Annotated in this window: 8 protein-coding genes and 1 tRNA gene; 1 reads left to right on the top strand and 8 read right to left on the bottom strand. The window is 67.9% G+C overall.

Features of this window, described 5'->3' with window-relative positions; all coding sequences use genetic code 11:
• The first annotated feature begins 20 nt into the window (after positions 1–20).
• Entirely contained in the window at positions 21–1,310 is a 1,290-nt protein-coding gene (locus AC07TU_RS15685; protein WP_495189026.1) for a sugar MFS transporter, read from the top strand.
• A 64-nt stretch (positions 1,311–1,374) separates the two neighbouring features.
• Here the strand turns inward: AC07TU_RS15685 and AC07TU_RS15680 are convergent.
• The 8 genes from AC07TU_RS15680 to AC07TU_RS15645 form a co-directional block, all read right to left on the bottom strand.
• A tRNA-Leu gene (locus tag AC07TU_RS15680) sits at positions 1,375–1,460 on the bottom strand.
• A 95-nt stretch (positions 1,461–1,555) separates the two neighbouring features.
• Positions 1,556–4,048 (bottom strand): glycoside hydrolase family 3 C-terminal domain-containing protein, encoded by a 2,493-nt coding sequence (locus AC07TU_RS15675; RefSeq protein ID WP_495188848.1) that lies wholly within the window; start codon positions 4,046–4,048, stop codon positions 1,556–1,558.
• A gap of 20 nt (positions 4,049–4,068) precedes the next feature.
• Positions 4,069–4,395: a hypothetical protein gene (locus AC07TU_RS15670; RefSeq protein WP_495188847.1), complete on the bottom strand. Its 327-nt coding sequence runs from the start codon at positions 4,393–4,395 to the stop codon at positions 4,069–4,071.
• Positions 4,395–6,059 (bottom strand): AMP-binding protein, encoded by a 1,665-nt coding sequence (locus AC07TU_RS15665; protein WP_495188846.1) that lies wholly within the window; start codon positions 6,057–6,059, stop codon positions 4,395–4,397. The genes AC07TU_RS15670 and AC07TU_RS15665 overlap by 1 nt, the downstream gene beginning before the upstream one ends.
• Positions 6,056–7,648, bottom strand: a complete 1,593-nt coding sequence (locus AC07TU_RS15660; protein WP_495188845.1) for a tannase/feruloyl esterase family alpha/beta hydrolase — start codon at positions 7,646–7,648, stop codon at positions 6,056–6,058. Before AC07TU_RS15660 ends, AC07TU_RS15665 begins: the two co-directional genes overlap by 4 nt.
• Positions 7,645–8,535 carry an alpha/beta hydrolase gene (locus tag AC07TU_RS15655; RefSeq protein ID WP_495188844.1) on the bottom strand — a complete coding sequence of 297 codons (891 nt, stop codon included), beginning with the start codon at positions 8,533–8,535 and terminating at the stop codon, positions 7,645–7,647. The genes AC07TU_RS15660 and AC07TU_RS15655 overlap by 4 nt, the downstream gene beginning before the upstream one ends.
• Entirely contained in the window at positions 8,532–9,992 is a 1,461-nt protein-coding gene (locus AC07TU_RS15650; RefSeq protein WP_495188843.1) for a carboxylesterase/lipase family protein, read from the bottom strand. Before AC07TU_RS15650 ends, AC07TU_RS15655 begins: the two co-directional genes overlap by 4 nt.
• The gene (locus tag AC07TU_RS15645) at positions 9,989–13,264 is read right to left on the bottom strand and encodes a family 78 glycoside hydrolase catalytic domain (protein WP_495188842.1); all 3,276 of its coding nucleotides are present in this window, start codon (positions 13,262–13,264) and stop codon (positions 9,989–9,991) included. The genes AC07TU_RS15650 and AC07TU_RS15645 overlap by 4 nt, the downstream gene beginning before the upstream one ends.
• Positions 13,265–13,276: the final 12 nt, after the last annotated feature.

The following is a 13,276-nucleotide window of genomic DNA, read 5'->3' as shown; positions in this document are numbered from 1 at the left end:
TGGCCGCACCCGTCACACAATTGAGTTCGACCGATCCAGCGTCCGGCGACGGCACCGCGCAGGGCATCAACGCCCCCGATCTTCAGGTCTTCGTCTTCGCGCTGTTCTTCATCTTCGGCGGCATCACCTCGCTCAACGACGTGATCATCCCGAAGCTCAAGGAACTGTTCACGCTCAACTACACCCAGGCGATGCTGGTGCAGTTCTGCTTCTTCACCGCCTATCTGGTGATCGGCATCCCCGGCGCGAAGCTGGTCAAGAAGCTGGGATACATGCGCGGCGCGGTCGCGGGCCTGCTGACGATGATGGTCGGCTGTCTGCTCTTCATCCCGGCGTCGCAGAACGCGACCTATGGCCTGTTCCTGTTCGCACTGTTCGTGCTGGCGAGCGGCGTGGTGATCGTCCAGGTCGTCGCCAACCCGCTCATCTCGCTGCTCGGCAAGCCCGAGACGGCACATAGCCGCCTCACCTTCGCGCAGGCGTTCAACTCGCTCGGCACGACGATCTTCCCGATCGTCGGGTCGATCCTGATCCTCGGCAGCCTCGCCACCGTGACCGCCGCCCAGCTCTCGGGCCCGGCGCTCGAAGCCTATCGCGTGGCCGAGAGCAAGGCGATCATGCACGGCTATCTCGGTATCGCCGCGGCGCTGGCGGTGGTCGCCGGCGTGGTCTGGCTGTTCCGCAACCGGCTGAAGGGCGAGCGCCACCAGGCGAGCGCCGGCCTTGCCGGTCTCGACCTGCTCGGCCGCCCGCGCTTCGGCTTCGGCGCGCTCTGCATCTTCCTCTATGTCGGCGCGGAAGTCTCGATCGGCTCGCTGATCGTCAACTATCTGATGCAGCCCGGCGTGATGGGGCTGCACGAGCAGGCCGCGGGCAAGCTGATCGGCTTCTACTGGGGCGGTGCGATGGTCGGCCGCTTCATCGGATCGGGCCTGATGCGCGTGATCAGCCCGGGCAAGCTGCTCGCCTTCGTCGCGGTTGGCGCGGTTGCGCTGATCCTGATTTCCACCAACACCACCGGCCATGTCGCGGGCTACAGCCTGCTGGCGATCGGCCTGATGAACTCGATCATGTTCCCGACGATCTTCAGCCTCGCCAGCGAGAAGCTGGGCGGCCGCGCGGCGGACGGTTCGGGGATCATCAACATCGCGATCTTCGGCGGCGCCGTGGTGCCGCTGGCGACCGGCGCGCTCGCCGATGCCACCGGCAGCCTCGGCCTTGCACTGATCCTGCCCGCGCTCTGCTACGCGATCATCGCCGGGTTCGGCTATTATGCCCGGCGGCCCTATGACGGGCCGGTCGCAGGCTGAAACACGAAAGGGCCGGCGGGATGACCGCCGGCCCTTTTCGCATGTCCTGCCCTGTTCAGAAGGCTGGTACGGGTGGTCGGACTCGAACCGACATGATGTTGCCATCGGCGGATTTTGAATCCGCTGCGTCTACCATTCCGCCACACCCGCATATCACCGGCGCCTGCGGGCCGAAGATCGGTGCCGGAGCCTATACGAAGCCCCGGCACCGATTTCCAGACCGGAATGCCGCTTTCTGAAGCGGATCAGGGATCGACCCGGATTTCGCCGGTCTGCCGGATATCCTCCGAGGACGATCCCGCCAGCACGCGATACGCACCCGGCCGCACACGCCAGCCGCCCGCCTTGTCGTCGTAGAAGGAGAAGGCGCGCGGATCGAGCGTCAGCGTCACCTCCCGCCTGCCGCCCGCGGGCAGCGCGACCTTCTGGAACGCACGCAGCGCCCGCGGCGGCTCACCCGGGATTGCCTTGGCCGGCTCGACATAGAGCTGGACAACCTCCTGCCCTGCCCGCTTGCCGGTGTTGCGAAGCGTCAGCTTCACCGTCACCGGCTTCCCGCCCGTCGCCCGCGCCGGCACGCCGAGCGGCGAATAGGCGAAGCTGGTGTAGGAAAGCCCGTGGCCGAAGGGGAACAGCGGCTTCACACCGCGTGCCTGATAGCCGCGATAACCGACCAGCAACCCTTCCGAATAGGCGCTCTTCGACGTCTTGAGATCGGCCAGATCGTCCCCGCTGCGCTGCGGGAAGGTCACCGGCAGCTTGCCCGACGGGTTGACCTTGCCGGTCAACACATCGGCCAGCGCCGCCGCGCCACCCTCTCCGGGCAGCCACATGCTGACGATCGCCGGTGCCTTTTCGGACCAGGGCATCGTCATCGCGGCACCCGCATTGACCACCACCGCGGTCTTCGGATTGGCCGCGGCGATCGCCTCGACCAACCGGTTCTGCTCGCCGGGCAGATCGATATTGGCGCGGTCATAGCCCTCGCCCTCGGTGGTCGAGGACGAGCCGACGATCACGATCGCCGCATCCGCCCCCTTCGCCGCCGCGACCGCGGCGTCGAACGAGGGCTGCGGCTCGCGCACGCCGAAGCTCAGATTCTCGTACGGCGTGCCGCCATTGGCGTAGTCGATGCGGATCGGATAGCCGCGCCCCGCCTCCAGCGTCACCTGCACGGTCCGGCGAGGCACCGGGAAGCCGAGCACGTCGCGATTGTCGGGAACGACCTTGCTCGCCTTCTCCAGAATGACCTTGCCGTCGAGCGTGACGCGCGGCGTACCGGTGCCGCGCACGCTGAACTCGTGCACGCCGCTGGTGCGCGGCCAGAACATCCCGTCCCAGCGGATCGCGGCATAGCCGGTCGCCTTGGGCCCGGCGACATTGCCGCTGATCCAGCGCACGAAGCGGGTAACGCGCTCGCTCTTGACCGGTTCGCCACTCGCATCCGCGGTCATGAAATAGCTGCCGGTCAGCCCGGTCTCGCCGCGCTTGCCGTCCGGGCTGAACAGCTTGGCATCGGCGGCGGGCGGCGTCTCCTCATTGTCGACGCCCTTTTCATAGGTGATGCGCACGCCCGGCAGCGCCGCACGCAGCGCATCCAACGGCGTCTGCGTCTCGAACGGCACGACGTTGGAGCTGCCACCGCCCTGCATCCGCACGACATCGGCATTGGGGCCGATCACCGCGAGCGACTTGATCGAGCGATCGAACGGCAGCACGCCATTGTTCTTGAGCAGGACCATCGCCTCCTCGGCCGCCTTGCGCGCAATCGCGGACTGACGCAGCGGCGTCACCGCTTCCGGACGCGACGTGCCGCGCTCGATCACGCCGCTGCGCACGATCAGGCGGACCATGCGACGGGCATTGTCGTCGATCTGCGCCGGACTGACCTTGCCCTCGGCCACCGCGGCCTTGAGCTTGTCGCCGAAATGCTTGGGCGGGCCGGGCATCTCCAGATCCATGCCGGCATTGACCGCTTCGGCGGTCGTGTGCGTCGCGCCCCAGTCGGACACGACGAAGCCCTGATAGCCCCATTCCTTCTTGAGCAGATCGGTCAGCAGCCAGCGATTTTCGGCAGCGTAAGTGCCGTTGATCTTATTGTACGACGCCATCACCGACCAGGGATCGGCCTCACGCACCACCATCTCGAAGGCTGGGAGGTAGATTTCGCGGAGCGTCCGCTGGTCGACGATCGAATCGACGACGAAGCGGTAGCTTTCCTGGTTGTTCACCGCGAAATGCTTGAGCGAGACGCCGATCCCCTCGCCCTGCACGCCGCGCACATAGCCAAGGCCCATGCGACCGCTGAGCAACGGATCTTCCGAATAGGTCTCGAAATTGCGGCCCCAGCGCGGGGTGCGAACGATGTTGACGGTAGGCGCGAGCAGCACGTCGGCGCCATGCGCCTTGGTCTCGCGCGCCACCGCCGCGCCGACCACGGCAGCGAGATCGGGATTCCAGCTCGCCGCCAGCGCGACGCCGACCGGGAAGACCGTCGCCGGCTTCCCGTCGGGCGAGCGCACGCCGGTCGGGCCGTCGGTCATCTTCACCGCCGGGATGCCGAGGCGCGGGATCGGATTGAGCGCCATCGAGGATTCACCCGCGAGCAGCAGGATCTTCTCGTCGAGCGTCAGCCGCGCCATCAGATCTGCGACCCGCACCTCAAGCGGCGCCTTCGCATCGCGATAGACCGGTGCGGCCTCCTGCGATTCGGCCGGCGCCGTCGTGGCGAGGGTCAACGCAATTGCCGCACCCAATCTCATTTGATCGCAGCCAGGCTGGCTTCGGTCTTGGCCAGCAGCTCGTCGGTAAGCTTGCCGTCCGAATAGGGCTGGAGCTGCTTGAGGCCGAGGCCCTTGATCATCTCGAGCTGCGGCAGCTGGGTCAGGCCCGGCAGTTCCTTGTCGAGCACAGCCTTGGCCGCGTCGTTCGCGAGCAGCTCGCCGATCGGCGTGTCGAGGTTGAACTTGGCTGCGGGCTTGGCGGCATCGGCGGCAGGCGCTGCGGGTGCGGGCGCCGGAGCGGTTTGGGCCACGGCGACGGCGGGAACGAGCAAAGCCGCCCCGAGCATGAGGTGAAGCTTCATCACTTGTTCTCCTTGGTTTCGGCGGTCTGTGCGCCGGATTGGCTGCCGAGCTCGGCGATCATCGCCTCCCGGATCAGGAATTTCTGGACCTTGCCGGTCACGGTGGTCGGGAATTCCGCAACGACGCGGACGTAGCGGGGCACCTTGAAGTGCGCGATCTGGCCCTTGCAGAAGTCGCGGATGCTATCGGCATCGGCTTCGGCTCCGGCGCGCAACCGCACCCAGGCGCACAATTCCTCGCCCATCCGCTCGTCGGGTACGCCGACCACGGCGACATCCTCGATCGCCGGATGGCTGTAGAGGAAGCCCTCGATCTCGCGCGGGTAGATATTCTCGCCGCCGCGGATCACCATGTCCTTCAGGCGCCCGACGATGTTGGCATAGCCCTCGTCATCGACCACCGCGAGGTCGCCGCTGTGCATCCAGCCCTCAGCGTCGATCGATTCCGCGGTGCGTTCCTGCTCGTCCCAATAGCCATGCATCACCGAATAGCCGCGCGTGCACAGCTCACCTGGCTGGCCGACTGGGACGATGTTGCCGCCGGGGCCGATCAGCTTGCTTTCGAGATGCGGCTGCACGCGGCCGATCGATCCGGTGCGACGGTGGATCGGATCGTCGAGCGCGGTCTGGAAGCTCACCGGGCTCGTCTCGGTCATGCCGTAGCCGATCGTCACGTCGCGCATATGCAGCCGGTCGATCACCTCTCGCATCAGCGGCTCGGGACAGATCGCCCCCGCCATGCAGCCGGTCCGCAGCGAGGTGACATCGAGGCTGTCGAGCACCGGATGCGCGAGCATCGCGATGAACATCGTCGGCACCCCGTAGAGCGCGGTGCAGCGCTCCGCCGCGACAGCGCGCAACGCCGCCTCCGGATCGAAGCCGGGCGCGGGATAGACCATCGCCGCGCCGTGCGTCAGGCTGGCGAGATTGCCCATCACCATGCCGAAGCAATGGTAGAGCGGCACCGGGATGCAGATGCGGTCCTCCGCGCTCAATCCCATCCCCCGACCGACGAAATAGCCGTTGTTGAGGATATTGCGGTGGCTGAGCGTCGCGCCCTTGGGCAGGCCGGTGGTGCCGCTGGTGAACTGGATATTGATCGGATCGCGCGGATCGAGATCGTCGGGCAGCGCCCCCACCTGATGCGCCGCGACATCGACGAAGGGCAGCCAGCCCGGCCGCTCATTCCCGCCGATCAGGATACGCACGCGCAGCGTCGGCAGCCGATCGGCCCCGAGCGTCTCGATCATCTCGGCATAGGCGCTGGTCTTGAAGCTTTCGGCCGCGACCAGCGCAGCGAGACCGACCTTGTTGACCGTATATTCGACCTCCGACAGGCGATAGGCCGGGTTGATCGTCACCAGGATCAGACCCGCGCGCGCCGCCGCGAACTGGGTCAGCGTCCATTCGGCACAATTGGGCGACCAGATGCCGATCCGCTCACCGGGCTTGAGACCAAGCGCCAACAATCCCGAGGCCAGCGCATCGGTTCGCGCGAGCAACTCGGCAAAGCTCCAGCGGATATTCTGATAGACCGAGACGAGCGCGTCGCGCTCCCCCCATTGCTCCGCCGCGCGCACCAGCGCCTCGCCGATCGTATGCTCGATCAGCGGCGGCGTGTCGGTGCCGCGAACGTGGCTGAGTCCCGGCGTGACGAACTTCATTTGCCCGGTACCTCACAGGTGAAGCTTGCGGCATCGTCGGTCGAGCCCTTGCCATCCCAACGCGCGACCTTGGGCCAGGCGCAGAGCGGGCGCGTGCGCTGCGCCCTTGCGGGGAAGCCGAGATAGCCGAACATGTCGTTGTCGAACTTGGTCGCAACGATCCGCTCGGGCGCGGGACCGCCCTTGTGCCAGCTGTCGAGCGTACCGAGCGCGTCGAACACATTGGGGCCGGGTCCGGCGAGGCAGTGCGACATGCCCGGCGCCATGAACAGGCGGATGCGGTCGCGGGCCTGCGGATCGGCGGCCAGCACGCGGCCGACAAAGCCGATCGTGTTTTCCGGCGGGATCGCCGCGTCCTGCCAGCCATGATACATCAGCAGCTTGCCGCCACGGCGGAAGAACGCCTTGAGATCGGCGCTCTCGATATCCAGCTCCTTGCCGAGCTTCGCCTTGGCCAGCGGATAGTCGCTGGCGAGGTTGAAGCGCGAGGCCGGCCAGTCGGCGTCATTGTGGACGAAGTAGCGGAAGAACTCGCCCGAGAATTTGGCGTGCTGGGAGTCGGCAGCGGTCAGCCACATGCCCCAGGTACCGGGCTCGCCCTCGGCGCCCGGCGCGAAACCGGGGTAGAAGGACTTGCCGTCCGGTCCCTTCGGTCCCCGATAGAGATGACGTGCCGAAGCGACCTGTGCCGGGGTCAGGCACTCGCCGGCTGCGCCCGGCTTGCACTGCAATTCCGCCGGATCGAAGCTGCACTTGCGCGGGTTTTCGATCACGCCATCGGCAACGCCGTCGATTTTGTCGCACTTGGCGAGCGAAGCGGTCTGCAACAGCTTGAGCTGGGTCAGGCCGAGCCCGGCGCCGGGCTGGCGCAGCACCTGCGCATTGCTGGCAAAGGCGCTCGCCATCCGCGTCCAGGGGATCGCGGGTGCGCCGGCGATGATCGCATCATAATCGTCGGGAAAGCGCTGCGCCTCCATCAACGCCTGGCGCCCGCCGTCCGAACAGCCATGGAAATAGCTCGCGGACAGCGGCGCGGGATAATAGGCCGCGATCACCTGTTTCGCCGCCTGCGCCGCCATATGATTGGCGCGCCAGCCATAATCCTTGATCTTTTCGGGCGCATTGAGCGCCCAGCTGCCGTCGACATCGCTCTTGCCGAAATGGCCCATGTCGCTGCCGACCGAGGCATAGCCCCGCGCCACCGCACCGCGCATCAGCAGCGCCGGGATGCCGAGATTGGCGCCGAAGCCGCCATTACCCGCGCCCATCAGCTTGCCATTCCACGCCGCCTGTTGGGGCAACCACACCTCGACCTTGATCGACGAGCCGGGAACCGGGGTCATCACCGCCTGCACACGACAAAAGGCCGCGGCGGCCGGCAAGCCCGGCATGCCGGGGCCGGTATCGACCGGGGTGCCGATCGTCAGCGGGGTCGCGGCTTCGATCTTGCCATTGGCCAGTACACGGCCGGTCAGCGCGGTGCAGCTATCGGCCTGCTGGCGCGGCGCAGCGACGACCGGCGCTCCGCCTGTGGCCGATCCGGCGGCGAGCGCGATGGCGCTCAGGGTTGCGAAGCGGATCGCCGTCATTTCTTGAGCACTCCCAGCGAATTCATCCATGCCTGCATGCGATCGGTCCACACGTCGCTCGGCTTGTCCTGACGCTTCATGCCGAAGCCGTGGCCACCGCTGGCGAAGGTTTCGAGCTGCGACCGGGCACCGGCGGCACGCCACGCGGCGTCGAGCCGGGCGCTGTCGCCGCGCGAGAGCTTGTCGTCGTCAGCGACCGCGACGAACAGCGGCGGCGCTTTCTTGGGTGCGACGATCGGATCGGGCAGCAGGCCGGGATAGATGGCGGCGGCGAAGTCCGGGCGCGCGTCCGGCTTGTTCGCCAGCATCGTCCATACCGTCACCGCGCCACCCGCCGAAAAGCCCATCAGCCCGACCCGGTTCGGTTTGACGCCGTAGCGCGCGGCGTTGGCGCGGACATGGCGCACCGCCTGCTCGCCATCCGCCGTCGCCAGTGGGCGCAGCGGCTCGACCGCCTTGGACAGCTCAGGCAAATTGGTCATGTAGCGCAGCATCGCGAACGGCAGATCGCCGCCGGTCTTGAGCAGCCGGTAGCGCAGCACGAATGCGGTGACTCCGCGCTCGTTCAGCCACTGCGCAACCGCTTCCCCTTCATTCTCGATCGAAAGCAGGTGGAAAGCGCCGCCGGGCGCGACGATAACGGCGGTGCCGTTCGCCTTCTTGGGATCGGGGCGATAGACGGTCAGCGTCGCATCCTGGACGTTGGTGACGACGATGCCGAAGGGCGCGCGCTTTTCCCGGTCGCCGGCCGATGCGGCGGGCTGGTTCGGCCACAGGCGCACCACCTCCTGCGCGGATGCGGGCGCCGCCACCGGCATCAGCGCGACGGTGACAAGCGCAGCGAGTGCGGCAAGCCCGGCCAGCAGGCGCAACATGATCTTCTTCATTGCGAGTCTCTCACCTTGGCGATGGCGGCGATCGGCGGGGTGGCGGCGGGCGCCATCACGGTCTGGTCGATGCCGATCGCGAGCAGCGCAGGGCTGGCCGGGTCGAGCCGCTGCCATGCGGGTGCGCCCTTGCCGTTGGGGTCACCGGTACGGGCGAAATTCGTCCAGTAATTCATGAGCTGCGCCGCAGCCGCACGGTCGGCCGCGCTCGCGTCCGCGGGCAGATTGCCGAACTGGAACGGCACGTCGCTGGCATGCGCGGCTCCCTTGCCGGCCTCGCGCTTGCTCTCCGCGACATAGCCGAAGCGATAGAGCCAGGTCGGTGCGCCGGTTTTCGCATGACGGCTTGCGAGGGCGAGCGCGGGTTCAACGAAGATCGCGTCGCCGGCGAGATGACGGGCGGCCTTCTCTTCCGAGCCATAGGCGGCCTTCACCGCCTCCGCCCCCGCGCCAAGGTCCTTGAGCAGCGGTCCGTTGACCATTGGCAGGAACGGCGCGGGCACGAAGCCGAGCTCGTCATCGTTGCTTCCGCCGATGAACGGGATGCGCATCTGCCGGCCCGAGGCGAAGATCGCGTCGGCATGGCCGGGCACGAGTTCTTCGTCGGTGACCGGGCCGGAGTAAACCGCATCCTCCTTGTTGAGGATGGTGATGCCGCCGCGCACCGTGTCTGCGGGAAGCGCGCGGAGGGCGGCGAGATCGGCGGCGCCTGCCTTGGTGGCAAAGGCGATACCCTTGATCTGCGCATTCGCCAGCGTGGGCCAGCGGTCGCGCCCGCCACCCGATGCGGCGATCGCCTTGTGGAACAGGCCGCGCGCGGCGGGTGAGGCCATCAGGCGCGCGACCGACTCACCGCCCGCGCTCTCGCCGAAGATCGTGACGTTCGCGGGGTCGCCGCCGAACGCGGCGATGTTGCGCTTGACCCAGGCGAGCGCGGCGATCTGATCGAGCAGACCCCAATTGGCCCCGGCCCCCAGCGCCGGATGCGCGAAGAAACCGAACCGGCCGAGCCGGTAGTTGAAGGTGACGACCACGATATCGCGTTTGGCGAGCTGGGCGCCGTCGGTCGGGGCGAGCGCGCCCGAGCCGGCGACGAACCCGCCGCCATGGATCCAGACCATCACCGGAAGCTTGGCGCTCGCCGCAGCCTTGGGCGTCCACACGTTGAGGAACAGGCAATCCTCAGCCATCGGTGCGCCGAGGCTGACATCGCCCGGCACCGCATTCTGGACGCAGTCCGCACCGAAGCGGGTGGCATCGCGCGGACCGGTCCAGCGCGCCACTGGAGCGGGCGCTGCCCAGCGCCCCTCGCCCACCGGCGGCGCGGCATAGGGAATGCCCTTGAACGAGACGACGCCGTCCGCGGTCGCGCCGGTGAGCGCGCCGCTGTCGATGGTCACCTGTTGCGCGGCGGCGGGTGTCGCGGCGAGCAGGGCAAGCATGAGCAACCGGGTCATTGACCGCCTCCCGTGCGGAATTCGAAGATGCCGGGGCCGGTACGATACACCGCATAGCCGCCTTCGCGGCGCAACAGTTCGGCCCCCTGTGGCGCCGCGATGGCACCGAAGCGTTCGGGCACGCGGATGTCGCCGGCGGTGTTGGCGGGGATTTCGGCGGTGAGCGTCAGGCGGCCGCCCTCGACCTTCCAGCGCGATGCAGCACGGCCATGGATCGTCTCCATCACCGCTTCGGCCGAAGCGAGACCGGCCGGGATCGCGGGCTTGACCAACACGGTCTTGTAGCCCGGCACACCAGGGCGAAGGCCAGCGAGCCGCTGGCGCATCCAGTCGGCGATCGACCCGAAATAATGATGGTCACGCGACCGGCTTTCGAGGCTCCAGCTCTCGAACATCGTCGAATGGCCGTTGGCGATCCACCAGCCCCAGCTCGGCTCGTCGGTGCGGGTCGCAACGCGATAGGCGAGATCGGCATGACCATAGTCGCTCAGCATCTCGAGCAGATGGCGCGTGCCATAGACGCCGGTGCGCAGACCCTGTTTGTCGACGTCGCGCGCGATCGCGTCGGCGACGCTTTGCTCGCGGCCCGCGGGCGTCATGCCGAAGGCGAGCGGGAGGACGTTCTGGATCTGCGCCGCCGGCCCGGCGACGCCCTTGGCATCGACGGTGCGGTACCAGCCATTGGCATCATCCCAATAGCGCGCGTTGTAGGCGGTTCGGATCGCCTCGGCGAGCTGGCGGTAGCGGGTGGCGTCCTCGGCCTTGCCGATCACTGCGGATGAGCGCGCGAGCAGATCGGCTTCATGGAAGAAATAGGCGGTCGTCACCGCATCGACCCCGCCGCCGCGTGCGTTGAGGAAATCGAGCGGGCCCGGCGGCATCCACTCGCTGAGGCCTGCGGCGCGGCGATAGTCCGGCGCCTTGATATAGGTGGCGGTATAGTCGACCAGCCGCCGCTGCATGTCATGGCTCTGCGCAAGGATGCGCGTGTCGCCATAGGTGGTGTAGAGTTCCCACGGCAGGATCAGCGCGGCGGCGTCCCAGGGCGTGGTCGGGCCCCAGATGATGCTCCAGCCCGGCGTATTCTCGTACCCGTAATAGGGCGTCGCGGGGACGATCTCGGGAATTTCGCCGTTCGGCGCCTGTGCATCGCGGAAATCGGCGAGCCATTTGGTCCAGACGCGCGCGATGTCGAGGCTGCGCGCGGCGGCACCCGCCGAAGCCTGGGCGTCGCCGGTCCAGCCATTCTTCTCGAACGCCGGGGTGTCGGTGACGAAGCCGTGGAGGTTGTTGAGGATGGTGCCGGTCGCCGCCGCGTCGATCTTGCCGAGCAAAGGGTTCGCGCTGGCGAAGCTGCCGGTGCGGGCGACGGCGGAATGGACGATGCGCGCCTGGAGCTTGGCGCCGGGAACGCCGCGCAATTCGACATAGCGGAAGCCGCGATAGCCGAAGCTCGGCTCCCAACGCTCGACGCCCCTGCCCGCCAGCGTGTAGCGGTCGGTCTGGAGCTGGGCGTGGATCAGGCCCGAGACCGGGACGACGCGGCCGTCCGCCGTCAGCTTCTCGCCCGACATCATCGAAACGGTGGTACCGCGCGGGCCGCTGACCTCGAGCACCGGCCGGCCGGCGACGATCCGGCCGAAGTCATGGACCCAGACCCCGGGCGCGGTTTCCCTGACCGATACGGCGTCGATCGTCTCGACCGCCTCGATCGGCTCGGAATTGGCGGCGGCGAGCTTGCCCGCTGGTCCGGCAACGATCGTTGCGGCCTGCCACTTCGCGCGGAAGCCGGGGCGGTCCCAGCCCGAAGGCAGTAGCCGCGCGTCATAGCGCTCACCGCGATGGACGGAATCGCTGCGGGTCGGACCATCGGCGCTCTGCCAATCTCCCCCGGTTGCGACCGTCTGGCGGGTGCCGTCGGCGTAATCGATCTCGAGCTGGGCCTTGATCGCGGGCGCGGCGCGCCACGGCGCCGCATGGAAATACCATTCGTCGGGATCGGTGAGCGCGTACCAGCCGCGGCCGAGTTCAGCGCCCAGCACATTCTCACCCGCGCGAAGCTGAGTCGTCACGTCCTGGGTGTAGCTCAGCACGCGCTTGTCATAGGCGGTGAAGCCCGCGCCGAGCGGCGATCCGACCTGCGCGCCGTTGAGCAGGACGCGGGGCATCCCCGCCCCTGCATAATAGAGTCGCGCACGCGCGACCGGCTTTCGTGCGACGGCGAAGCTGCGGCGCAGCAGCGGCGCGGGCGCCTCGATCGGCAGGACGAAGGCGACGCGGGGCACGCCGGCGGGAATGGCTAGCCCGTCGCTCTCGATCGAACCGCCGGTGAACGGGTTGTCGTTGCGCGCGAAATCGGTGCGAAACGGGGCGCTGCCGGTGCCGGTGACCGCGACGGAGTGGATCGTCGCAGTCTTCGGCTCGGCAGCCGAGAAGCCGATCGTGCCGTGCGTGTGGGTCGCATCTTCCAGCGTGTCGACCGTCTTGCCGTCGAGCTGGGTGACGATGCGCGATCCCTCGGCGCGGATCGTCAGGCGGCTGCGCTTGTCCTTGAGCGGAGCCGCCAGCGGAATGCGCTTGAGTATGTCGGTCTTGACCGTAGCGCTCGATCCGCCGGGATAGCGGCGCACGCTCGCCGTCAGCGTGGCGCCCGCGGTGCCGTCGCTCAATGTCCAGACATAGGCGTCGCCATAGGTCTTGCCGCTCGGCAAGGCGCGGAACAGCACATCGACCGACTTGCCGGTCAGCGTCAGATCGACGTCGAGCGTCAGGTCGCGCCAGTCATGCGCGTCGGGCGCACGCCCGGCGATCCATTGTGCCTGCCAGTCGGCGGGAGTGAGCAGCCCCATTTCCCACGAGCCGGGCGCGCTCCAGCCGCTGGCCTGATCCTGGTCATCCCAGGCCTGGACGCGCCACCAATAGCGGCCCCGCGACACGAGTGCGGGGCCGGCATAGGCGATCTGGACATTGTCCGTGGAAGCGACCTTGCCGCTGTCCCAGACGAACTCACCCCTTTCCAACGCTTCGGGTGAATGCGCGACCTGGATTCGGTACGCGGTCTGGCGCGCGACCGGTGAGCGCCAGGCGAGCCGTGGCGCAGGTTCGTCGAGGCCGATCGGCCCCGCCGCATATTCGGCGCGCAGCCCCTCCGGCACCTTCGCCGGATCCGCCGCCTGCGCGGGCGCCAAAGCGGCCAGCAGGAGCGCTCCGGTAAAGACCCGGAAGCGGCCGATGCGGTGGCCGCTTCCGGAAAGGGGGAGTGTACGCAACACGCCGAGTGGCCT

Source organism: Sphingomonas sp. GW821-FHT03E12, from assembly GCF_059420685.1.
This window is presented reverse-complemented; position numbering and strand designations above follow the sequence as displayed.